Annotated in this window: 21 protein-coding genes; 14 read left to right on the top strand and 7 right to left on the bottom strand. The window is 61.5% G+C overall.

What is annotated here, in order from left to right; translation table 11 throughout:
• The first annotated feature begins 54 nt into the window (after nt 1-54).
• Nucleotides 55-357 (top strand): hypothetical protein, encoded by a 303-nt coding sequence (locus J2X43_RS11840; protein ID WP_310294166.1) that lies wholly within the window; start codon nt 55-57, stop codon nt 355-357.
• Between the two features lie 43 nt (nt 358-400).
• Here J2X43_RS11840 and J2X43_RS11835 read toward each other — a convergent pair whose 3' ends face one another.
• Complete coding sequence (locus tag J2X43_RS11835) at nt 401-802, bottom strand: GFA family protein (protein ID WP_112515585.1); 402 nt, start codon at nt 800-802, stop codon at nt 401-403.
• 70 nt (nt 803-872) lie between these two features.
• Nucleotides 873-1502, bottom strand: a complete 630-nt coding sequence (locus J2X43_RS11830; protein ID WP_310294161.1) for a TetR/AcrR family transcriptional regulator — start codon at nt 1500-1502, stop codon at nt 873-875.
• Nucleotides 1503-1610: 108 nt separating this feature from the next.
• Between J2X43_RS11830 and dctP the strand changes: the two genes are divergently transcribed.
• The 3 genes from dctP (at nt 1611) to J2X43_RS11815 (ending at nt 6766) form a co-directional block, all read left to right on the top strand.
• Entirely contained in the window at nt 1611-2699 is a 1089-nt protein-coding gene (gene dctP / locus J2X43_RS11825) for a TRAP transporter substrate-binding protein DctP (RefSeq protein ID WP_310294159.1), read from the top strand.
• Nucleotides 2700-3064: 365 nt separating this feature from the next.
• A complete protein-coding gene (locus tag J2X43_RS11820; protein WP_112537972.1) occupies nt 3065-4720 on the top strand; it encodes a DEAD/DEAH box helicase in 1656 nt (551 codons plus the stop codon).
• 261 nt (nt 4721-4981) lie between these two features.
• Nucleotides 4982-6766 (top strand): radical SAM protein, encoded by a 1785-nt coding sequence (locus J2X43_RS11815; protein WP_310294157.1) that lies wholly within the window; start codon nt 4982-4984, stop codon nt 6764-6766.
• Here the strand turns inward: J2X43_RS11815 and J2X43_RS11810 are convergent, their stop codons facing one another.
• Together J2X43_RS11810 and iolG are read right to left on the bottom strand one after the other, a co-directional pair.
• Nucleotides 6767-7657, bottom strand: a complete 891-nt coding sequence (locus J2X43_RS11810) for a DMT family transporter (protein WP_310294155.1) — start codon at nt 7655-7657, stop codon at nt 6767-6769. It abuts the gene before it with no gap.
• A 171-nt stretch (nt 7658-7828) separates the two neighbouring features.
• On the bottom strand, nt 7829-8821 hold the full coding sequence (gene iolG, locus J2X43_RS11805) for an inositol 2-dehydrogenase (RefSeq protein ID WP_112537975.1): 993 nt from the start codon (nt 8819-8821) through the stop codon (nt 7829-7831).
• Nucleotides 8822-8975: 154 nt separating this feature from the next.
• Between iolG and J2X43_RS11800 the strand changes: the two genes are divergently transcribed.
• Nucleotides 8976-9221, top strand: a complete 246-nt coding sequence (locus J2X43_RS11800) for a hypothetical protein (RefSeq protein ID WP_310294893.1) — start codon at nt 8976-8978, stop codon at nt 9219-9221.
• On the opposite strand, the gene J2X43_RS11795 is transcribed toward J2X43_RS11800, so the two are convergent.
• Together J2X43_RS11795 and J2X43_RS11790 are read right to left on the bottom strand one after the other, a co-directional pair.
• Nucleotides 9222-9719 carry a hypothetical protein gene (locus J2X43_RS11795; RefSeq protein WP_310294153.1) on the bottom strand — a complete coding sequence of 166 codons (498 nt, stop codon included), beginning with the start codon at nt 9717-9719 and terminating at the stop codon, nt 9222-9224. It abuts the gene before it with no gap.
• Nucleotides 9720-9779: 60 nt separating this feature from the next.
• Nucleotides 9780-10784, bottom strand: a complete 1005-nt coding sequence (locus J2X43_RS11790; RefSeq protein ID WP_310294151.1) for a LysR family transcriptional regulator — start codon at nt 10782-10784, stop codon at nt 9780-9782.
• A 273-nt stretch (nt 10785-11057) separates the two neighbouring features.
• Here J2X43_RS11790 and chvE point away from each other — a divergent pair, with 273 nt between their 5' ends.
• The 9 genes from chvE (at nt 11058) to J2X43_RS11745 (ending at nt 21654) form a co-directional block, all read left to right on the top strand.
• Complete coding sequence (gene chvE, locus J2X43_RS11785; protein ID WP_112390245.1) at nt 11058-12122, top strand: multiple monosaccharide ABC transporter substrate-binding protein; 1065 nt, start codon at nt 11058-11060, stop codon at nt 12120-12122.
• A 96-nt stretch (nt 12123-12218) separates the two neighbouring features.
• Complete coding sequence (gene mmsA / locus J2X43_RS11780) at nt 12219-13757, top strand: multiple monosaccharide ABC transporter ATP-binding protein (protein WP_310294149.1); 1539 nt, start codon at nt 12219-12221, stop codon at nt 13755-13757.
• On the top strand, nt 13754-14965 hold the full coding sequence (mmsB, locus tag J2X43_RS11775) for a multiple monosaccharide ABC transporter permease (protein WP_112390243.1): 1212 nt from the start codon (nt 13754-13756) through the stop codon (nt 14963-14965). Before mmsA ends, mmsB begins: the two co-directional genes overlap by 4 nt.
• 119 nt (nt 14966-15084) lie before the next feature.
• A complete protein-coding gene (araD1, locus tag J2X43_RS11770) occupies nt 15085-16080 on the top strand; it encodes an AraD1 family protein (protein ID WP_310294147.1) in 996 nt (331 codons plus the stop codon).
• A gap of 69 nt (nt 16081-16149) precedes the next feature.
• Nucleotides 16150-17583 (top strand): aldehyde dehydrogenase family protein, encoded by a 1434-nt coding sequence (locus J2X43_RS11765; protein ID WP_112537981.1) that lies wholly within the window; start codon nt 16150-16152, stop codon nt 17581-17583.
• 60 nt (nt 17584-17643) lie between these two features.
• Nucleotides 17644-19383, top strand: coding sequence for an L-arabinonate dehydratase (gene araD, locus J2X43_RS11760; protein WP_310294143.1), 1740 nt, complete (start codon nt 17644-17646; stop codon nt 19381-19383).
• Nucleotides 19384-19500: 117 nt separating this feature from the next.
• On the top strand, nt 19501-19743 hold the full coding sequence (locus J2X43_RS11755; RefSeq protein WP_112516086.1) for a hypothetical protein: 243 nt from the start codon (nt 19501-19503) through the stop codon (nt 19741-19743).
• A gap of 43 nt (nt 19744-19786) precedes the next feature.
• Nucleotides 19787-20671 (top strand): transglutaminase family protein, encoded by an 885-nt coding sequence (locus tag J2X43_RS11750; RefSeq protein WP_310294142.1) that lies wholly within the window; start codon nt 19787-19789, stop codon nt 20669-20671.
• Between the two features lie 89 nt (nt 20672-20760).
• Nucleotides 20761-21654, top strand: a complete 894-nt coding sequence (locus J2X43_RS11745; protein ID WP_112515561.1) for a transglutaminase family protein — start codon at nt 20761-20763, stop codon at nt 21652-21654.
• Here the strand turns inward: J2X43_RS11745 and J2X43_RS11740 are convergent.
• Nucleotides 21602-22426 (bottom strand): transglutaminase family protein, encoded by an 825-nt coding sequence (locus J2X43_RS11740; RefSeq protein WP_310294141.1) that lies wholly within the window; start codon nt 22424-22426, stop codon nt 21602-21604. The two genes, J2X43_RS11745 and J2X43_RS11740, sit on opposite strands and share 53 nt — an antisense overlap.
• Between the last annotated feature and the right edge of the window lie 7 nt (nt 22427-22433).

Below are 22433 nucleotides of genomic sequence, written 5' to 3'. Positions count from 1 at the left end.
GGCGGATTCTGGGACCGGCTTCAAGACAAGCCTTGTCCATGAAAGGAATTCGACATGTCCGTTCTTCATAAGACCATGGCGGCGGGCCTGATTGCGCTGATCGTTGCCGGCGCCACCCTCGCCACCACAGGAACCGCAAACGCCCGCGGCGGCAACGCCTTCTGGGGTGGTGTTGCCGGAGGCGTCGTTGGCGGCGTGGTCGGCGGCGCGATCGCCTCGCGCCCCTATTATCCGCCGGCCTATGCCTATTACCCGCCGCCTGCCTACCCGGCCTACTACGCTCCCCGCTACTGCCATCCGGCATGGCGCTATGACCGTTGGGGCCAGCCCTACCGGATCGAAGTCTGCAGACGCTGAGTGAGTTGCGGCGCCGCTTCCTCCCGGCGGCGCCGTCTTCTCTCTAAAACCAGAGATCGCGCACGCAGCGCCCTTTCGACGGCAGATCGGTGAAGGTCACCAGCCCGTCGAAATGATCGATCGCCAGATCCTCCACCGCCTCCGGTGGCGCGAGCCTGACATTGACCGCCATCCGCCGCCGCCCATCCGGCTCCAATACCAGACCGCGCCAGGCGAGAACGCAGGCGCAGGCAGGGCAGAACAAGATCTCCAGCGGCGACTTGTCTAATCCGGAACGCGTATAAGACGCGACCGGTCCGCTGACAGCAACCCGCTCATTTTCATAATCATAAGCCCAGAGCGTCCCGTAGCGGCGGCAGAGCGTACAGTTGCAGGCCGTGATCGAGCCCGGATCGCCCTCAAGCGTCCAGTGCGCCTTGCCGCAATGACATGATCCGATCATCATCGATGCCGCTCCTCTTCATCCACCGCATTCTGCCTCAGCGAGGCTCCAACGGCAAACGCAGCGCCGAAAATCAGGCGTCCGCAGCCGCCCGCAGATAGGCCGCCGACAGCAGGCGTGCCTCCGCACCGAGCCCGTCAAGCGCATCGTCGGCCACCGCCAGCTTTCCGAAGCTGCCCCTCGATAGCCCCGCCAGCGAGGAAAGAAGCGTGAAGGCGGTCTTCTCCGCCTGACGAAAGGATGCATCCGCCGCATCGGTCAGGAGCCTGACGACGGCGGCCTCCAGCCTTTTCAGCACATCGGCCGACATCCTGAACTGGTCAATCGCGCCAGCCACCCGGTAGAGCGCGGTGGTAGCGTCGGGACGCGCGAGCTTCACCGAGACATAGGCATCCGCAATATCTTCCGCGATCGCCGCAATCGGCTTTCCGTCACCCGGTATGGCCTCGATCGCCTCGGCGATCTGTTCGAAATGGCGCAGCAGAATTGCGAAGAGCAGCGCCTGCTTGTTGGGGAAATATTGATAGAGGGTGCCGACGGAGACACCGGCACGCTCGGCCACCCGCGTTGTCGTAAACAGCGCCAATCCGCCCGTCAGCAAAACCTGAATGGCTGCCTCGTGAATGGCCTCGACCGTCGCGCCCGATCGTGCCTGCAGCGGCGTTTTCCTCGGCTTCAGCCGTGATGGGATGGCGTTTTCCAAATGCGAATACCGAACTGAAGGATCCTTCAGGTATATTGGCAGCTGACGTGAGGGTCAAGCAAACGGCGCCTCACCCGGCAGCATCAGAAACAGGGAAAGAGCATCGCGATGATCGAGAACCAGATGACCACAGGCGAAAACGGCATCAGCCGCAGGCTGTTCCTCGCCACGGCTGCCGGTGCGGCCATGGCATCCTTGCCGTCGAATGCCTCGGCCCAGCAGGCCGCCTCGCCCCGCGTCCTGACGTTCAGCGATCACGAGCCGCTCGGCGGAATGCGCACCCGGTTTCTCAAGGATGTGCTGTTCCCGGCAATCGAACGGGAATCGAACGGGCGGCTTAAGATCGAGGATCACTGGAACGGTGAGATCGCTGCCGCCTATGACGCGCTCGGTGCGGTCAGCACATCCAAAGCCGACATGGCGATCGTCGTGCCGGAATACACAGCCAAGGAATTGCCGCTGCACCAGATTTTCAAGAGTTTCCCAACCGGCCCGGCCGGAAGCGAGCAGGTCGATTTCTTCCGCCGCGTCTACGCCGAAGTTCCGGCCTTCCCCGCGGAGCTGGAGAAAAACAACATCGTTCCGCTTTTCTGCGGCACCGGATATCCCGTGGCCTTCTTCAGCACCAAGCCGATGGCGGATCTGGATGGCCTGAAGGGCGGCAAATGGCGTTCGGCGAGCTTCTGGCATCTGGACTTCCTGCGCAATGCCGGAGCAACCCCTGTCACCATGCATTGGGGACCTGAAATCTATGATGCTTTGAAAGCCGGAACGCTTGATGGCCTGATGGTGAATGTCGACAGCGGCTACATGCTGAAGGTCCACGAAGCCGCGCCCAATGTGCTGGTGTCGAAGGATCTGTGGCTCGGCCACCTCTATATGCTGACGATCAACAAGGACGTCTGGAACACCCTCGCGCAGGAAGACAAGGATGCGATCGCCCGCGCCACAGAGACGTCGTACAGGGCTCTCGGCCCGGTGATGGATCGCAGCTTCGATGCACAACTGGCGGAACTGAAAACCGCTGGGGCGTCCGTGCGAATTCTTGAGCCCGCCGAGCCCGTGCGCTTTGGCACGGCCGCCAAATATCGCGACGTGCAGTCGGCCTGGGCGGAAGAGCAGAAGCGTAGCGGCACTGGCAATGCCGGTGCCGTACTGGCCGAGGTTACAGCGATCATGAACGATATCATGGGGTGAGTGGCAGCGGTCCCACCCTGCTTCTCCGTGACATGATCGAGGTGCCGGTCGCCGCTCCGGCGATCGGCACGCAATCGCCATATAGCCATCGCCTCTTGACTTTCAGCGCGAACTAGACCAAATGCAGCCCAGCTTTCACCTTCCGGCCGCCGCGTGAGCGTGCCCCTGCCAGCAAATAGGAGCAGGAAGAAGGACAAAAGCGCATTTCGTATTGACCGCATCCCAAGACGCGGCAGAAGCGCTGGAAAGCTTTTTCCAACAAGACAAGTTCCCACTTCACGCGGGGTTCTTGACGCCAGAACAACACCGGGCCGCATTCCGCGCTCCGGCGATTTGGTTTTGGCGCGCCCTGAAAAGGTTATGACTTGACCAATTTTGAATCGCTTGGTGTCTCCAAGCCGATCGTCGCCACTCTTTTCCAGCTCGGCATCGAAACGCCGACTCCCATCCAGGAAAAGGCGATCCCCCTGCTCATCCAGGGCCGTGACCTCATCGGTCTCGCCCAGACAGGCACCGGCAAGACCGCTGCCTTCGGCCTGCCGCTCATCGAAAAGCTGATCCCCGAAGAGCGCCGCCCCGACAACCGCACGACCCGCACGCTGATCCTGGCGCCGACCCGCGAACTGGTGAACCAGATCGCCGTCAACCTGAAGAACTTCCTGCGCAAGTCGCATCTGCGCATCAACGTCGTCGTCGGCGGCGTGTCGATCAACAAGCAGCAGCTGCAGCTTGAAAAGGGTACCGACATCCTGGTCGCCACCCCCGGCCGCCTGCTCGACCTCGTCAACCGCCGCGCCATCGGCCTGACGGCCGTGCGCTACCTCGTGCTCGACGAAGCCGACCAGATGCTTGACCTGGGCTTCGTGCATGACCTGCGCAAGATCTCCAAGATGGTGCCGAAGAAGCGCCAGACCATGCTGTTTTCGGCCACCATGCCGAAGGCGATTGCCGATCTCGCCGCCGACTTCCTGACCGATCCTGTTACCGTCGAAGTCACGCCTCCGGGCAAGGCTGCCGACAAGGTCGAGCAGTATGTCCACTTCGTCAACGGCAAGAACGACAAGACCGACCTCTTGAAGAAGTCGCTGACGCAGAACCCGGATGGCCGCGCCATCGTCTTCCTGCGCACCAAGCATGGTGCCGAGAAGCTGATGAAGCATCTCGATTCCGTCGGGTACTCGGTCGCCTCGATCCATGGCAACAAGAGCCAGGGCCAGCGCGAGCGCGCCCTCAAGTCCTTCAAGGACGGCGATATCAAGACGCTGATCGCCACCGACGTTGCCGCCCGCGGCATCGACATTCCGGCTGTCAGCCACGTCTACAACTACGACCTGCCTGAAGTCGCCGAAGCCTATGTCCACCGCATCGGCCGTACGGCCCGTGCCGGCCGTGACGGTATCGCGATCGCCTTCTGCGCCCCAGATGAAGCCCGCCTGCTCCGCGACATCGAGAAGCTGATGAACATCAGCATCACCGTTGCCAGCGGCGAAGCGCCGGCCGACATGCGCGCCGCCCCGCGCCGTGCAAACGGCAACGGCAATGGCAACAACCGCAATCGCGGTGGCGAGCGTCAGGCCCGTGGCGGCGAAGGCCGCAGCGAGCAGCCCCGTGGCGAAAACCGCGGCAACCGTCCGCAGCGTCCGCGCCGCGAAGGTGAAGGCGGTGAGGTTCGTGCAGGTGGCGAGGAGCGCCGCGAGCGCCGTCCCCGTCCCGAGCGCCAGACCCAGCGCAACGAGGACTTCCGCGGCCAGCGCCGTGGCGAAGTCGCTCCGGACCTCGGCCCGGACAACGATCTCGCAACGACGTCGGATTTCCGTCCTGCCGCCAAGAAGCCGCAGCGTCCGCACCATGGCGGTGGCGAAAACCGCCATCATCCGGGCGGCGCCCGCAATGCCCACGGCCGTCCAGCCCGCAAGCATGGCGAAGGCCAGCAGGCTCAGGGCGAGCGCAAGGATGGCTCCGGCGGCATTCGCCGCAAGGGCCCGCGCAACGGCGGTGGCCAGCGCCGCGAACAGGCCTGAGCGTCTGTCCGAATACTGAATTCACGAAGAGGCCGGTATATTCCGGCCTCTTTTTGTTTTAAAACACAGGAGACGGCTTACATCCGGATAAGCGGCCTTGAAGCGCCGTGAACCGGTCACATGTGAAAAACGACATTGCAATCTGCATGCGAGACGCCGGGATCGTCATCCAAGCAGTATTGTTGGGCGCAGGCTCCGGACAGGAGCGTGCGCCGTTAACTGTGTTTATTTTCAAGTCCATTGGATTAAGTGAGATAGCCAGTGTCATTGCCTTCGAGATCGAGCGCGCGCCGCTTCCAGTTCATCCTGATCAAACCGTCGCATTATGACGACGACGGTTACGTGATCCGCTGGTGGCGGGCGATGATCCCCTCCAATTCGCTGGCCGCGCTTTACGGCATCGCCGCCGACTGCGGCGAGCGCGAGGTGCTCGGCCCAGGTGTCGGCATCGATATCAAGGTGATCGACGAGACCAACACCCGGGTCAATATTCCCGAGCTCCTGTCACTGCTTGCCCGCAACGGCAATTTTGGCATGGTCGGCCTCATCGGCGTGCAGTCCAACCAATATCCCCGCGCCCTCGATATCGCCCGCCCCTTCCGCGCCGCCGGCATTCCTGTGTCGATGGGGGGCTTCCATGTCTCCGGCTGTCTGTCGATGCTCGACGGCAAGGCCGTGGAGCTCGATGCCTGCCGTGAAATGGGCATCTCGATGTTTGCCGGTGAAGCCGAAGGGCGCCTCGACAAGGTGCTGCAGGACGCAGCCTATGGCCAGCTGGAACCCGTCTACAATTTCATGAACGATCTGCCCGGCATCGGCGGCACGCCCGTGCCCTTCCTGCGCAAGGAAAACATCCAGCACACGCTCGGCCTCTCCAGCAGCTTCGATGCCGGACGCGGCTGTCCCTACCAGTGCTCGTTCTGCACGATCATCAATGTCCAGGGCCGCAAGTCGCGCTTCCGCTCGGCCGACGACATCGAAAAGCTGGTCCGGATGAACTGGGCGCAGGGCATCCACAAGTTCTTCATCACCGACGACAACTTCGCCCGCAATCGCGATTGGGAAGCGATCTTCGACCGGCTGATCGAACTGAGGGAGAAGGACGGCATTCCGCTCGGCCTGATGATCCAGGTCGATACGCTCTGCCACAAGATCCCGAACTTCATCGAGAAATCGAAGCGCGCCGGCGTCACCCGCGTCTTCATCGGCCTGGAAAACGTCAACCCCGATAATCTGACAGCGGCCAAGAAAAACCAGAACAAGATCACCGAATACCGCAAGATGTTGCTCGCCTGGAAGGCGCAGGGCATCATGACGCTGGCCGGCTACATTCTGGGCTTCCCCGCCGATACGCCCGAGAGCATCCGCCGCGACATCCAGATCATCCAGCATGAACTGCCACTCGATGTCATCGAGTTCTTCGTGCTGACACCCCTGCCGGGTTCAGAGGACCATCAGACGCTATGGCGCAAGGGCGTCGAGATGGATAGTGACCTCAACACCTACGACGTCGAGCATGTCTGCACCGCCCATGACAAGATGAGCCGGGAGGAGTGGGAAACCGTCTACCGCGAGGCATGGTCGCTCTATTATTCCCCCGAACATGTAAAGACGCTGCTGCGCCGCGCGGTAGCAACAGGTGTGCCGCTCGTCAGCCTCGTCAAGGTCCTCGTCTCTTTCGCCACCACGGTCCCGCTCGAAAACGTCCACCCGTTGCAGAGCGGGTTGCTGCGCCTGAAGCATCCCTCGGAACTGCGACCCGGCCTGAAACCGGTCCATCCGCTGCTTTTCTGGCCGCGTTTTGCCTGGGAAACTTTCAGCAAGCATATGAAGCTTGCCGGTGTGATCGCAAAGATGAGTTATGCCGCCTTCAAGATCGCAAGGAATCCGGCCTCGAAGACCTACATGGACCAGGCGCTGACGCCGGTCGAGGACAACGAGGAAGAGCGTCTCGAGCTCTTCACAAAGACCTCGGGCGGCACGGCCGCCGTCACCCACGTCCGCAAGATCGCAAAGCTCACCCACGCGGCTCCGGCCGCCGAGTGATCAGGCCTCGATCGTCTGCACGCTCTTTCGATTGGTGAGATAGACACCAGTGACAACAACGACAGTCCCGAGGATGAGCGGCAATGTCAGTGGCTCGCCGAAGGCAATAAAGGCCTCGATCGCCACCGTCGGCGGCATCAGGTAGATCAGTGACGCGGCGCGCGACACCTGACCGCGGCGGATCAGATAGAGCAACAGGCCGATGCCGCCCATCGACAGACCGAAGACAGACCAGGCCAGCGCCGCGAAGGCTTCGGCGGTGCCGTCGAAATGCAGGCTTTCGAAGGCGAGCGCCAGCGGCACTGTGATGATGAGCGCGCCGAGATATTGCAGTGTCGCGATGGTCTTCAGGTCGCCGCTGTGAAGATGCTTCTTCTGATAGATCGTTCCGTAGGTGACCGAGGCCATGCCGATCAGGTTGATCGTCAGCGGCACCGCCGCATGCATAAGATCGGCGGTCGCCGGTTCCAGAATCTTGGGCGACACGGCAATGATGATGCCGAGGAAACCAAGCGCCAGGCCGAGCTTCTGCGCCGGCTGCAGACGCTCACCGATCAGGAAGGGTGCGGCCATCGCCGTCAGCAGCGGCTGCATGGCGGCAATCACGCCGGAGATGCCGGCCGGTACGCCATTCGCGATCGCCCACCATATGGCGGCAAGATAAAAGCCGTGCAGGAAAAATCCGGAATAGATCGCCCGCCAGATGGTCGCGCGGTCGGGCCACTTCGCTTTCAGCACCAGACAGAGCGCCAGGAAGGCGAGCGCCGACAGCGTGTAGCGCATGACGAGAAACGTGAACGGCTCCGAATGCATCGCCGCATATTTCGCCACGACCCAGCCGGTCGACCAGAGAAGCACGAAGATGGCGGGAGCGAAGCGGTCGAGGGTCATGATGCGGCTCGGGGCAAGAGCAAGAATATCCCCGGCTGATAGCCTCCCCGCTCCGCTGCGTCAAAGACGAAACATTGATGCTAAATTCAAATCCGGCTGATGCCCAGAGACCGAAATGGCCGGGCGATTGCCCGGCCATCTCATGGTCAGCTTTCGGTCGGGAGAAGGCCGTCAGCCGATTTTGATGAGTTTGCCTTCCTTGACCGACTGGACCGCGGCATCGGCAAGCGCCAGCGCTGCGAGACCATCGGCACCCGACGGCGCGATCTTGCTGCCCTTTTCGATCGCGGCGATGAAGCTGGCGATCTCGTTGGCATAGGCTTCGGTGTAGCGGGTCATGAAGAAGTCGTGCAGCGGCGGGCGGGTATAGCCGTCGCCATTGGCGACCTCGATGGAAACAGGGCGCTGGTTTTCGGCAGCGACCATGCCCTTCGAACCATGCACTTCGATGCGCTGGTCGTAGCCATAGGTGGCGCGGCGCGAGTTGGAGATCATCGCCTGCTTGCCGGATTTCGTCTGCAAGAGAACCGAAACGCTGTCGTAATCGCCTGCTTCGCCGATCGCCTTGTCGACGAGAACGGCAGCCGTTGCGAAGACCGAGACTGGCTCTTCGCCGAGCAGGAAGCGCGCCATGTCGAAGTCATGGATGGTCATGTCGCGGAAGATGCCGCCCGAACGCTTGATGTAATCGACCGGCGGCGCGCCCGGATCGCGCGAGGTGATCGTCACCATCTCGACATCGCCGATGCGGCCGTCGTCGATCGTCTTGCGCACAGCCATGAAATGCGGGTCGAAGCGGCGGTTGAAGCCAACCATCAGCTTGCCCTTGTTCTCTTCCACGACCTTCATGCAAGCCCGGACGCGATCGACGTCGAGATCGATCGGCTTTTCGCAGAAGATCGCCTTTCCGGCGCGCGCGAAGCGCTCGATCAGATCGGCATGCGTATCCGTCGGCGTGCAGATGACGACGGCGTCGATATCCTTGGCGGCTTCGATCGCTTCGATGGTGCGCACTTCGCAGCCATAGGCCGATGCGATGGCGTCAGCCGCCTGCGGAAACGCGTCGGCGACGGCGACGAGCTTGGCATTCGCATCGCCGCTTACGGCCTTGGCATGCACCTTGCCGATACGGCCGGCACCGAGAAGACCAAATCTGACAGTCATGAGAACCTCCCTGAGAATTCGGAACAAATGGACCGAATTGCAATATTTCTGGAATTTTCATTCCATTTTCTATGCGAGCCGTCAAGCCCGCCACCCTTTCACATTTGTGAAATCCATCCTAAAGACAAGTGATGGAAATATGACCGGGGAACTTATGCAGCTGATTGATCCAACCCATCCCGCCTATCGCAACGTCCGGGTACGTGCGCTCATCGTTGCAGTCTGCCTTGGCTGGGCGGGTGTGGAATTTTTCGGCGGCGATCCCTTCTGGGGCGTGCTGTCGGGCGCAGCGGGCATCTATGCCTTCTATATGCTGTTCTGGACCTTCAAGCCGCAGCCGCCAGCGGAAGAGAAGACAGAAAGCGCGGAGCCCGTCGCCGACGGCAAGGATCCGGAGTAATCAGCGGCTGAGGCGGCGCACTGCCTCATCGATCAGAAGATTCGCCAATGTCATGCGCCGCGTCGCGTTGTCGCGGAACTGCGGCAGCACGCGATCAGGATGATTGACCTTGGCAAAGGCGCGGCGCTTTTCGCCGAGCGACGGCACCGTATCCGTCGATGAGATCGCCAGCTCCGCCGCAATATCGGCGGGTGCCGTGCGCGACAGATGTTCGGGCATGACGGGTTCCGGCTCGGGCTCCGGTGCGGGTTCAGGCTCGGCCACAGGCGTTTCCGGCTCGGGTGGTGGCGCTTCGAATTCGAGATTGTCGAAATAGGCCTGGCCGGGCTTCTGCGCCCCCGCAGCCGACACCCCTTCCATCACATCGAAGGCAAGGCCGGTCGCGAAGCCGCGAACGCGATACGCCGCGGGCTGATCGCCAGCCTCGTCGTCTTCCTCGCCCTCTTCCGCCTTCAGGCGCTCCAGAACCGACTGGAACACCGATTGTCCGAACAGCATGTCGCCTTCCCGTTTCGAAGGGGCGCAGTCTCGCGTCTCAACATGGCGCCGGGCTTGCGGCTATGGCGATTGTGCCGCCGCCTCCTCGAGGATCAGGTCGTAGAGCAGCCGCGCGCTCGGCGGCAGCGCCCGCTCTCGCGCCGTGATCAGGCTGTAAGGCTTCACGTTGATCTCGAATTCGGTTGGCAGGATGCGCACGTCAGCGGCCTGCGAATTCTGGCTGGCCAGGAACTGCGCGACGTCGATCGCCACCGGCGCGATCGCATCGGTCTTGCAGACGATGGCGCAGGTCAGAAGCAGCGATGAGGTGTTGACGATATTTCCTGGCACCGGAACACCCGCCCCCAGGAAAATGTCCTCGACCGTCCGGCGCAGCAGCGTGCCCGGCGGCTGGAACACCCAGTCATAGTCGCTGAGGTCGGACAGGCTGCTCGGCCCGCCCTGCAACAGCGGATGGCCGCTGCGTACGATCAGGCAGGCCTTCTCGATGCCGATCTCGCGCACCTCGAAAAGCCGCGGATTGAGATCGTCAGGGATACGGCTGATGATGAAGTCGTGCCGCGCCGCCAGGAGCTCGCGCGCCAGCACGTTGCTGGTCTCCACCTGGATGTTGACCTCGATCCCCGGGAAGCTCTTTCGCACCTTGTCGATGGCGGGAACGACGAGGCTCATGGCCGGCGCGGTGACCGCGCCGATGAACACCGAACCGCCCTTCCCGCTCTTCAGTTCGGCGATCTCCCGGCCCGCCTCGCGCAGCTCCAGCAGGATCTTGCGTGCACGTCTGGCGAGTGCTTCTCCGAAGGTCGTTAGTACCACGCCGCGTGCCACCCTCTCATAGAGCGCGGTCTTCAGGATTGATTCCATTTCGGACAGCATCCGCGATGCGGCGGGCTGCGAGATGGCGAGCGTCTCCGCAGCGGCCGAAATCTGGCCGCTATCTTCGATTGCGACGATCATGCGCAGGTGATTCAGCTTTAAACCCGCACGCAGAAAGGCATCGTCGGCAAAATTCTCGCTGTGGATATCGACTTGATCCAGCGAAAGCAGCTCGGAAATAATCGGCATGGTTGCGGCCTCCCCTCCGCCTTCCATTAAAAGTAATACTTTTTAACGATATACCAAATTTGTTATGCACTTTACCACTTATTCTATTTGACAGTTATAGGATTCCGTACGAGTTTGCCGCCGTGTGCTGGTTGGCACTCAACACGTGTGAGATCGTGGAGGAGACCTACTTCGTTTCTCACCATCTGAAGTAACTATCCGATCTACGGAACCTGCCACAGTTTCGTGGTGGGCGATTTTTCGTCCGCCGATCTATTAACAAGGGAGAGAGAAATGAAATCCATTATCTCATTGATGGCTGCGGCTGCCTTCGGCGTCGCTTCGTTCGTTGTGCCTGCAATGGCAGCTGACAAGGGCCTCGTTGGCATCGCAATGCCGACCAAGGCTTCGGCTCGCTGGATCGACGACGGCAACAACATCGTCAAGCAGCTCACGGACGCCGGTTACCAGACCGACCTCCAGTACGCTGACGACGACATTCCGAACCAGCTTTCGCAGATCGAAAACATGGTCACCAAGGGTGCCAAGGTTCTCGTTGTTGCTTCTATCGACGGCACGACCCTTTCGGACGTTCTCCAGAAGGCTCATGACGCCGGCATCAAGGTCATCGCTTATGACCGCCTGATCCGCGACTCCGGCAACGTTGACTACTATGCAACGTTCGACAACTTCCAGGTTGGCGTTCTCCAGGCTGGCACGATCGTCGACAAGCTCGGCCTCAAGGACGGCAAGGGCCCGTTCAACATCGAACTCTTCGGCGGTTCGCCGGACGACAACAATGCCTTCTTCTTCTATGACGGCGCAATGTCGGTTCTTCAGCCTTACATCGACAGCGGCAAGCTCGTCGTAAAGTCCGGCCAGACCGGCATGGACAAGGTTGGCACGCTGCGTTGGGATCCGGCAACGGCCCAGGCTCGCATGGACAACCTGCTCTCGGCTAACTACACCGACGCAAAGGTTGACGCTGTTCTGTCGCCTTACGACGGCCTGTCGATCGGCATCATCTCGTCGCTGAAGGGCGTCGGCTACGGTACGGCTGCACAGCCGCTGCCGGTCGTCACCGGCCAGGACTCGGAAATCCCGTCGATCAAGTCGATCATCGCTGGCGAACAGTATTCCTCGATCTTCAAGGATACCCGCGATCTCGCCAAGGTAACCGTTGCCATGGTTGATGCCGTCATGTCCGGCAAGGAGCCGGAAGTGAACGACACCAAGACCTACGACAACGGCGTCAAGGTCGTTCCGTCCTACCTGCTGAAGCCGGTTGCTGTCACCAAGGAGAACTACAAGGCAGTTCTCGTTGATGGCGGTTATTACAAAGAAGACCAGCTGAAGTAATATTATGAATGGCCGGAACCTGCACAATTGCGGGTTCCGGTCTTCGATTCTATGATCGCCAGATCATTTTCGGTCGCGGCGTTGGGTTTTAAAGTAATGGACAATTTAATCCTCGAAATGCGGAACATCACCAAGACGTTCCCGGGTGTGAAAGCGCTCGAGAATGTGAACCTCAAGGTTCGCCAAGGTGAAATCCACGCATTGGTGGGCGAAAACGGGGCCGGCAAATCGACCCTGATGAAAGTGCTCTCCGGCGTTTATCCAGCAGGAAGCTATGAAGGCGACATCGTCTACGAAGGCGACGTCCGCAACTTCAAGGTCCTGAAAGATTCCGAAGAAATCGGCATCGTCATCATCCACCAGGAACTTGCCCTGGTACCGCAGCTTTCGATCGGGGAAAACATCTTCCTCGGCAACGAAAACGCCACGAACGGCGTCATCAGCTGGGGCGAAACGTTCAATCGCACCAAGAAATTGCTGGCCAAGGTCGGCCTGGCGGAATCTCCGAATACGCTCGTGACCGACATCGGCGTCGGCAAGCAGCAGCTCGTCGAGATCGCCAAGGCATTGTCGAAGAGCGTCAAGCTGCTCATCCTCGACGAGCCGACGGCATCGCTGAACGAAAGCGATTCCGACGCATTGCTCACCTTGCTGATGGAATTCCGCAAGCAGGGCATCACCTCGATTATCATTTCGCACAAGCTGAACGAGATCCGCAAGGTCGCCGACCAGATCACGGTCCTGCGCGACGGCATGACCGTCAAGACGCTCGACTGTCATGCGGACGAGATCAGCGAAGACATCATCATCAAGAACATGGTGGGCCGCGACCTGGCCGACCGTTATCCGCCGCGCTCTGTGCCGATCGGCGAGACGATCTTCGAGGTCAAGAACTGGAACGCCTTCCATCAGCAGCATCGCGACCGTCAGGTTCTGCACGACATCAACGTCCATGTCCGTAAGGGCGAGGTCGTCGGCATCGCCGGCCTGATGGGTGCCGGCCGTACCGAATTCGCCATGAGCGTGTTCGGCAAGACCTATGGTCACAAGATCACCGGTGACGTCTTCGTCGATGGCAAGAAGGTCGATACGACGACGGTGCGCAAGGCGATCGACGCCGGTCTTGCCTATGTGACCGAAGACCGCAAGCATCTCGGCCTCGTTCTGGGCGAGACGATCGTTCACAACACCACGCTCGCCAATCTGGCGGCGGTGTCGAACGCCACGGTCATCGACAGCGTCAAGGAAACACGGGTCGCGTCCGACTATCGCTCGAAGCTGCGCATTCGCTCTTCCAGTATCTTCCAGGAAGCGGTCAACCTGTCCGGCGGCAACCAGCAGAAGGTGGTTCTGTCGAAATGGCTGTTCTCGGATCCCGATGTTTTGATCCTGGACGAACCAACGCGCGGCATTGATGTTGGCGCTAAATATGAAATCTATACTATCATCAACCAGCTCGCGGCTGACGGCAAAGGCGTTCTGATGATTTCATCGGAAATGCCGGAGCTCCTTGGTACGTGCGACCGCATCTACGTCATGAATGAAGGACGGATCGTTGCGGAACTGCCGAAAGGGGAAGCGAGCCAGGAAACCATCATGCGCGCCATCATGCGTTCAGGAGATAAGAAACAATGACGCCGATCAATCAACCAATCACCGAACAAGGGCGTGTCGTCTCCATCGGCGAATTTGTTCGCGGTAACATCCGCGAGTACGGCATGTTCATCGCGCTCATCGCGATCATGGTGTTCTTCCAGATCTCGACCGGCGGCGTTCTCTTCCGCCCGCTCAACCTGACCAACATCATCCTGCAGAATTCCTTCATCGTCGTCATGGCGCTGGGCATGCTGCTGGTGATCGTTGCCGGCCATATCGATCTTTCGGTTGGCTCCGTCGTCGGTTTCATCGGCGCCATCGCCGCCGTCATGACGGTCGAGTGGCACATGAATTATGTGCTGGCAGCCGTTATTTGTCTGGCCGTGGGTGCGCTGGTTGGCGGCCTACAGGGCTATTTCGTCGCCTATCACAAGATCCCGTCCTTCATCGTGACTCTTGCGGGCATGCTGGTCTTCCGCGGCCTGACGCTGACCGTGATGACGGGTGCCGGAACCGGCACCAGCATCGGTCCGTTCCCGCCCGCCTTCCAGCTGATCAGCATCGGCTTTTTGCCGAACCTCTTCGACATGGGCGGCATTAATTCGACGTCGCTCATCCTGACCGTCGTCGGCGCTGTTACCCTCGTCTACCTGGCCTGGCGCCAGCGCAAGTCGAACGAGAAGCATGGCAACGACGTCGAGCCGCTCGGCTTCTTCCTTGCGCAGAACGGTGTCATCGCTCTCGCCATCCTGGCGCTCGGCTATCAGCTGTCGATCTACAAGGGCTTTCCGAACGTGCTCGTGATCATGCTTGTGCTGATCACGGCTTACGCCTTCATTACCCGCCGCACGACGATCGGCCGCCGCATCTACGCCATGGGCGGCAACGAGAAGGCAACGAAGCTGTCCGGTATCAACACCGAGCGGCTGACGTTCCTCACCTTTGCGAACATGGGCCTGCTTGCCGGTCTCGCCGGTCTCATCGTTGCGCTGCGCCTCAACTCGGCAACGGCAAAGGGCGGTTTCGGCCTGGAGCTTGACGTCATCGCGGCCTGCTTCATCGGCGGTGCATCCGCCCAGGGCGGCGTCGGCAAGGTGACCGGCGCTGTGATCGGTGCTCTCATCATGGGCATCATGAACAACGGCATGTCGATCCACGGCCTCGGCACGGACTCCCAGCAGATGGTCAAGGGCGCAGTCCTTTTGGCCGCCGTCTTCTTCGACGTCTATAACAAGAATAAGGGCTGAGCGCTTCGGCGCCGGCTCCATGCATTCGCATTCGCAGTCATGAAAACGAATAGTTCCGGCTCCCCAGGGAGCCGGACGGGCGGAGCATTATCCGCAGCTACCCAAAGAGGATGAAGACCGTGCTCATTTCGCAGATCAAGGGTTCGAACGGAGAGATCATCGTCGCCGTGCGCGAGCCGGGCGGTGCAGCGAAAGCCGTGAAGAATGCAGGCAGCGTCTATGCGCTGGCGATGGAAGCGGCAAACGCCGGCAAGTCCCTCGTCTCGGTGATCGAGGCGCATGGCCTCGGCGATGCCGTCGATCTGGAGAAGGCTTACGCGGATGGCAGCTTCCTGCCGCCGATCACCCATCCCGACGCCGCCCACCTGCATCTGACCGGCACCGGCCTGACGCATCTGGGCTCGGCCGCCACCCGCGACTCCATGCACAAGAAGACCAGCGAAGCCGCCGAGGAAACCCTCACGGACTCGATGAAGATGTTCAAGATGGGCATCGAGAACGGCAAGCCGAAGGCTGGCGAAAAGGGCGTGCAGCCCGAGTGGTTCTACAAGGGCAACGGCTACGGCGCTGCGGCACCGGGCGCTCCCCTCGTCTCCCCCTCCTTCGCGCTCGATGGCGGCGAAGAGCCCGAAATGGCCGGCATCTACGTGATCTCGGCAGACGGCAGCCCGTTCCGGATCGGCTTTGCGCTGTCGAACGAATTTTCCGACCACGTTACCGAGCGGATCAACTACCTCTACCTCGCTCATTCCAAGCTGCGTCCGGCAAGCTTCGGCCCCGAGATCCGCATCGGCGTTGCCCCTGAGGATATCCGCGGCACCTCGCGCATCAAACGCGGCGACAAGGTGATCTTCGAAAAGCCGTTCCTGTCGGGTGAAGCGAACATGTCGCACACCTTCGCGAACCTCGAATACCATCACTTCAAATACGGCCTGTTCCGCGTACCGGGCGACGCTCACGTCCACATGTTCGGTACGGCGACACTGTCCTTTGCCGACGGCATCAAGCCGGAAGCCGGCGACGTCTTCGAAATCGAAGTCGCCGAATTCGGCCTGCCGCTGAAGAATCCGCTGAAAATCGACGCCGAAGAAGAAATCGTCGTCAAGCAGCTCTAATTTCCCATGACCCGGCTGCCGCTATGGCCGGGTCATTTTTCATAAAAGGTAAAGGAGGCTCGCGAGCCCATGACCATTTATCAGAACCTGATCGCCGGCGAATGGGTCGGCACCAATGCGACGAAGAACATCAACCCGTCCGACACCAACGAAGTCGTCGGCCTCTATGCTGATGGCTCCGCCGAAGACACCAAGAACGCCATTGCCGCCGCCAAGGCCGCCTTCCCGGCCTGGTCGCGCTCCGGCATCTGGGAACGCCACGTCATCCTGAAGAAGACCGGCGACGAGATCATGGCCCGCAAGGACGAGCTCGGTGCGCTGCTTGCCCGCGAAGAAGGCAAGACCCTTCCGGAAGCCATCGGCGAAACCATCCGCGCCTCGCAGATCTTCGAATTTTTCGCAGGCGAAGTGCTGCGCCTTGCCGGCGAGATCGTTCCCTCGGTTCGCCCGAATATTGGCGTCGAGATCACGCGCGACCCGCTCGGCGTCATCGGCATCATCACGCCCTGGAATTTCCCGATCGCCATTCCGGCCTGGAAGATCGCCCCGGCGCTTTGCTACGGCAACACCATCGTCTTCAAGCCGGCCGAACTCGTTCCGGGCTGCTCCTGGGCGATCGTCGATATCCTGCACCGCGCAGGCCTGCCGAAGGGCGTCCTCAACCTCGTCATGGGCAAGGGCTCGGTCGTCGGCCAGGTCATGCTCGACAGCCCTGATGTTTCCGGCATCACCTTTACCGGCTCCACCGGCACCGGCAAGCGCGTCGCTGCCGCCTCCATCGAGCATAACCGCAAGTTCCAGCTGGAAATGGGCGGCAAGAACCCGATGGTCGTTCTCGACGATGCCGACCTGACGGTTGCCGTCGAAGCGGCCGCCAACTCCGGCTTCTTCTCGACCGGCCAGCGCTGCACCGCCTCGTCGCGCCTGATCGTCACCGAAGGCATCCACGACAAGTTCGTTGCCGCACTGACGGAAAAGCTCAAGACCATCGTCGTCGACAACGCTCTGAAGCCCGGCACCCATATCGGCCCTGTCGTCGATGAGCGCCAGCTGAAGACCGATACCGATTACATCGAGATCGGCAAGAAGGAAGGCGCCAAGCTCGCCTTCGGCGGCGAAACCATCACCCGCGAAACGCCCGGCTTCTATCTGCAGCCGACGCTCTTCACCGAAGCGACCAACCAGATGCGCATCTCGCGCGAAGAGATCTTCGGGCCTGTCGTCTCCGTCATCCGCGTCAAGGATTACGAAGAAGCGCTGGCAACCGCAAACGACACGCCCTTCGGCCTCTCGTCGGGCATCGCCACCACCAGCCTCAAGCATGCGACGCATTTCAAGCGCAATGCCGAAGCCGGCATGGTGATGGTCAACCTGCCGACCGCAGGCGTCGATTTCCACGTTCCGTTCGGCGGCCGCAAGGGATCTTCCTACGGCCCGCGCGAGCAGGGCAAGTACGCCGCCGAATTCTACACAACCGTCAAGACCAGCTACACACTGGCCTAAGACATCCATTGGCGTTCCGGACCGTGCGAGGCGGTCCGGCGCCCTTGAAGGACAGAGACTATGTTCAAGAAAGCGGAATGGCCGCGCAAGCTTCGGTCGCAGGAATGGTACGGCGGCACCAGCCGTGACGTCATCTATCACCGCGGCTGGATGAAGAACCAGGGGCATCCCCACGACCTGTTCGACGGACGCCCGGTGATCGGCATCCTCAACACCTGGTCGGACATGACGCCGTGCAACGGCCATCTGCGCGAGCTCGCCGAAAAGGTGAAGGCCGGCGTCTGGGAAGCCGGCGGCTTCCCGATGGAAGTGCCGGTGTTCTCGGCCTCCGAAAACACCTTCCGCCCGACGGCGATGATGTACCGCAACCTTGCCGCACTCGCGGTCGAGGAAGCGATCCGCGGCCAGCCGATGGACGGCTGCGTGCTGCTCGTCGGCTGCGACAAGACCACGCCGTCGCTGATCATGGGTGCGGCCTCCGTCGACCTCCCTTCGATCGTCGTCACCGGCGGCCCGATGCTGAACGGCTATTTCCGCGGCGAACGCGTCGGCTCCGGCACGCATCTCTGGAAGTTCTCCGAAATGGTGAAGGCCGGCGAGATGACGCAGGCCGAATTCCTCGAGGCCGAGGCCTCTATGAGCCGTTCGTCCGGCACCTGCAACACCATGGGCACCGCCTCGACCATGGCGTCGATGGCCGAAGCCCTCGGCATGGCTCTCTCCGGCAATGCCGCGATCCCCGGCGTCGACAGCCGCCGCAAGGTGATGGCGCAGCTCACCGGCCGCCGCATCGTGCAGATGGTCAAGGACGACCTGAAGCCCTCCGACATCATGACCAAGCAGGCCTTCGAAAACGCCATCCGCACCAACGCGGCCATCGGCGGCTCGACCAATGCCGTCATCCACCTGCTTGCCATGGCCGGCCGCGTCGGCATCGACCTGACGCTCGACGACTGGGATCGCTGTGGCCGCGGCGTGCCGACAATCGTCAACCTGATGCCATCGGGCAAGTACCTGATGGAAGAGTTCTTCTATGCCGGCGGCCTGCCCGTCGTGCTGAAGCGCCTCGGCGAAGCAGGTCTCCTCCACAAGGATGCTCTGACCGTCTCCGGCGAAAGCATGTGGGATGAGGTCAAGGACGTCGTCAACTGGAACGAGGACGTCATCCTGCCGGCTGAAAAGGCGCTGACGCAGTCCGGCGGTATCGTTGTCGTGCGCGGCAATCTGGCGCCGAAGGGCGCCGTGCTGAAGCCGTCCGCCGCCTCCCCGCACCTGATGGTCCACCGCGGCCGCGCCGTCGTCTTCGAAGACATCGACGACTACAAGGCGAAGATCAACGACGACAATCTCGACATCGACGAGACCTGCGTCATGGTCATGAAGAACTGTGGTCCGAAGGGCTATCCGGGCATGGCCGAAGTCGGCAACATGGGCTTGCCGCCGAAGGTGCTGAAAAAGGGCATCACCGACATGGTGCGCATCTCCGACGCCCGCATGTCCGGCACTGCCTACGGCACCGTCGTCCTGCACACCTCGCCGGAAGCTGCCGTCGGTGGCCCGCTGGCCGTCGTCAAGAACGGCGACTTCATCGAGCTCGACGTCCCGAACCGCCGCCTGCACCTCGACATTTCCGAAGAGGAGCTGGCAAAGCGCCTGGCCGAATGGAAGCCGCACCACGACCTGCCGACCTCGGGTTACGCCTGGCTGCACCAGCAGCACGTTGAGGGCGCCGACACCGGCGCCGACCTCGACTTCCTCAAGGGATGTCGTGGCAGTGCTGTCGGCAAGGACAGCCACTAGCCAACCATGTCTTGAACATGATGAAAGGCGGGGCGAAAGCTCCGCCTTTTCTTTGTGAGCGGAAAGCCTATCTGGAACGAACCAGAGCCAGAACCGTTAGCGGTCATGGAGAGCGCCATGCCCGGAATACGAAAGCTGATTGTGCTGAGTGCCTTCAACAGGGATTCCGAAGGTGGTTTGACACCGGCCTTCGAACCACGCCGGATGAAACAGGAAGACACGGCCGTCTATGTCGCCCAGACGCTCGTCAACGATTACGCCGGCGTGGTCGTGTGGACGCGCGAATCCAATGTGGCGATCGGCGAAGCAGGACCCTCGGTGATCCTGTTTCAGTCCGGGCAGATACCGGAATTCGAATAGCGGCGGCTCCTGCCTCTGCTCGCATCCGGCAGACAGGGGCACCATGACCGTCTACGCCGTCAGACACGTAACGCACTATAGCTACAAGCGCCCTGTCACCTTCGGCCAGCATCGCGTGCTGTTCCGGCCGCGCGACAGCTTCGATCAGCGCCTCCTCGATGCGACGATCGCGATCGTACCCAAGCCCGCCAACATTCGCTGGATCCACGATGTCTTCGGCAATTGCATTGCCCTTGTGGACATGGCCGGACCGTCTGATCACCTGCGGTTCGAGACCAACATCCGCCTGGATCACACCGCGCAGGTCCCTCTCGATCTGGAGATCGACACCGAGGCTCTGACCTACCCCTTCGCCTATGACGAGGAGGAAATGCCGGATCTCGATTGCACGATTATCCGCCGCTACCCCGACCCCGAAAATGAGGTTGCGCATTGGGCACGCCAATTCGTCGGCACCGAGCCGGCGGCGCGTACAGGGCATATCCTGATGACGCTCTGCTACGCGATCCGCCAGAGCTTCTCCTACGCGCGCCGCGTCGAGCGCGGGACGCAGACCCCCGTTCAGACATTGCAGAAGCGCCAGGGCACATGCCGCGACTTCGCGCTGTTGATGATGGAGGCAGCCCGCTCGCTCGGCTTCGCGGCCCGCTTCGTCACCGGCTATATCTATGTGCCCGACCGTGACGGCTCGACGACGCTCGGCGGCGGCTCGACGCATGCGTGGTGCCAGGTCTATCTCCCGGGCGCCGGTTGGGTCGAGTTCGACCCAACCAACGGCATCGTCGGAAACCAGGATCTCATCCGTGTCGGCGTCGCGCGCGACCCGGTTCAGGCCATCCCGCTATGGGGCAGCTATGATGGCGATGCCGGCGATTTCGGCGACATGACCGTGCAGGTCAACGTCACCACCGAGCCCGGATCGTCCTAGAAGCATCGGCGCCATGGAACCGATCGACTGCAGTGGCGTTCCCAGATGGCCCGCTGACGGGTGTCAACCCGCTCCGCAAAGGACATTCCATGAAGATCCACGCTGGTTTTACGATTGGCTATGAATGCGTTCAGCCCACCCCGATGCTTTTGGTGCTGAACATCCATCCCTCGCGGCGGGGTGACCTGCTGACGGAGCAACCGCTATCGTTCAATCAGCCGATCGATGCCTGGGGCTATACCGACACGTTCGGCAACGCCTGCACGCGCATCGTCGCCCCGGCGGGGCTGACGACGATCTCGACCGAATTCGACATCTACGATAGCGGCCAGCCGGATCTCGTGCCTGTCGATGCCGCACAGCACGACATCAAGGATCTCCCCGATGACGTCCTGGTCTTCCTGCTCGGCAGCCGATACTGCGACACCGACAGGCTTGCCGATTTTGCCTGGAAGACCTTTTCCGGCACGCCGCTCGGCTGGGCGCGGGTCCAGGCGATCGCCGATTTCGTGCACGGCCATATCCGCTTCGACTACATGAACGCCGACCTTTTGCGAACTGCGCATGGCGGCTACACGGACAGAACCGGCGTGTGCCGCGACTTCGCGCATCTCGCGATCACGCTCTGCCGCTGCATGAACATCCCGGCGCGCTATTGCACCGGCTATCTCGGCGATATCGGCGTTCCCAGGGATCCCGCGCCGATGGACTTCAGCGCCTGGTTCGAGGTCTATCTCGGCGGCCATTGGCACACGGTGGACGCACGCCACAACACCCCGCGCATCGGACGAATCCTGATGGCGACTGGCCGTGACGCGACCGACGTTGCCCTATCGACCGCTTTCGGTCCCGCGAAGCTGGCGCAATTCGAGGTCGTTACCGACGAGATCCCGGCCGCCGGCGATATCGCGCCGCCACCGGGTGCGGCCATCAACTCTGGCTCTGGCTTTGCCCCTGCGCCTTATCTTCCACCTTCACCGTAACCGTCAGCGTCTCGCCCGGCATGCCGATACGCATGCCGGAGACAGGTGCGGCATCGCGGTAGCAGAGGCCGGACGCGGTGCGGACGTAGCGGGCGTCGGGGCAGATCTCGTTTGCCGGATCGAAACCGACCCAGCCGAGGCCGGGAATGTGGGCCTCGCCCCAGGCATGCGTTGCCGCCTGCTCGACCTTCTCCTCCATCATCAGATAGCCGGAGACGTAGCGCGCCGGCACTTTCAGCGCGCGGGCAGCCGAGACGAAGATATGGGCGTGGTCCTGGCAGACGCCGCTCTTTCGTTCCATCGCCTGCTCGGCGGTGGTTTCGCTGTCGCTGGTGCCCGGCTTGTAATCGACGGCCTCATGGATCGCCGCCATCAGCGCATGCATACGGGCGAGTTCGTTGTCGCCGCTGACGCCCTTGATCAGTTCCCTGATGAGCTTGCCGGGCTTGGTGCGCGGCGTATCGCGCAGAAACAGCCAGAGCGGGCAGAAGCCGGTATGCGGGCCGGTGACGCCATTGCGGTCATCGGTCTCGACCTCGCCTTCGGCAACGATCCGCGTCACCTTCTGCGCGCCCTCGAGCGACACCAGGTTCACATGATTGCCGAACTGATCGTCATACTCGACCTCGGGCGTCGCGCCCTCGACATCAAGCGACCAGTTGATCACCTTCTGCCCGAAAGCGCTCGGCGGCGTGAGCCGCAGCCGCTGCAGGGAAAACTGCGCCGGTTCGTCATAGCGGTATTCGGTGACGTGGCTAATCTTCAGTCTCATCTCTTCA

The organism is Rhizobium sp. BE258 (assembly GCF_031457345.1).
GTDB lineage: Bacteria > Pseudomonadota > Alphaproteobacteria > Rhizobiales > Rhizobiaceae > Rhizobium.
This window is presented reverse-complemented; position numbering and strand designations above follow the sequence as displayed.

Bases quoted from the DNA above. Each gene is read 5' to 3' on its own strand.
- J2X43_RS11840 (WP_310294166.1), top strand. From the start codon at position 55: ATGTCCGTTCTTCATAAGACCATGGCGGCGGGCCTGATTGCGCTGATC.
- J2X43_RS11835 (WP_112515585.1), bottom strand. From the start codon at position 802: ATGATGATCGGATCATGTCATTGCGGCAAGGCGCACTGGACGCTTGAG.
- dctP (WP_310294159.1), top strand. From the start codon at position 1,611: ATGATCGAGAACCAGATGACCACAGGCGAAAACGGCATCAGCCGCAGG.
- J2X43_RS11810 (WP_310294155.1), bottom strand. From the start codon at position 7,657: ATGACCCTCGACCGCTTCGCTCCCGCCATCTTCGTGCTTCTCTGGTCG.
- iolG (WP_112537975.1), bottom strand. From the start codon at position 8,821: ATGACTGTCAGATTTGGTCTTCTCGGTGCCGGCCGTATCGGCAAGGTG.
- J2X43_RS11800 (WP_310294893.1), top strand. From the start codon at position 8,976: ATGCAGCTGATTGATCCAACCCATCCCGCCTATCGCAACGTCCGGGTA.
- J2X43_RS11795 (WP_310294153.1), bottom strand. From the start codon at position 9,719: ATGCTGTTCGGACAATCGGTGTTCCAGTCGGTTCTGGAGCGCCTGAAG.
- J2X43_RS11790 (WP_310294151.1), bottom strand. From the start codon at position 10,784: ATGCCGATTATTTCCGAGCTGCTTTCGCTGGATCAAGTCGATATCCAC.
- chvE (WP_112390245.1), top strand. From the start codon at position 11,058: ATGAAATCCATTATCTCATTGATGGCTGCGGCTGCCTTCGGCGTCGCT.
- mmsA (WP_310294149.1), top strand. From the start codon at position 12,219: ATGGACAATTTAATCCTCGAAATGCGGAACATCACCAAGACGTTCCCG.
- mmsB (WP_112390243.1), top strand. From the start codon at position 13,754: ATGACGCCGATCAATCAACCAATCACCGAACAAGGGCGTGTCGTCTCC.
- J2X43_RS11765 (WP_112537981.1), top strand. From the start codon at position 16,150: ATGACCATTTATCAGAACCTGATCGCCGGCGAATGGGTCGGCACCAAT.
- araD (WP_310294143.1), top strand. From the start codon at position 17,644: ATGTTCAAGAAAGCGGAATGGCCGCGCAAGCTTCGGTCGCAGGAATGG.
- J2X43_RS11755 (WP_112516086.1), top strand. From the start codon at position 19,501: ATGCCCGGAATACGAAAGCTGATTGTGCTGAGTGCCTTCAACAGGGAT.
- J2X43_RS11750 (WP_310294142.1), top strand. From the start codon at position 19,787: ATGACCGTCTACGCCGTCAGACACGTAACGCACTATAGCTACAAGCGC.
- J2X43_RS11745 (WP_112515561.1), top strand. From the start codon at position 20,761: ATGAAGATCCACGCTGGTTTTACGATTGGCTATGAATGCGTTCAGCCC.
- J2X43_RS11740 (WP_310294141.1), bottom strand. From the start codon at position 22,426: ATGAGACTGAAGATTAGCCACGTCACCGAATACCGCTATGACGAACCG.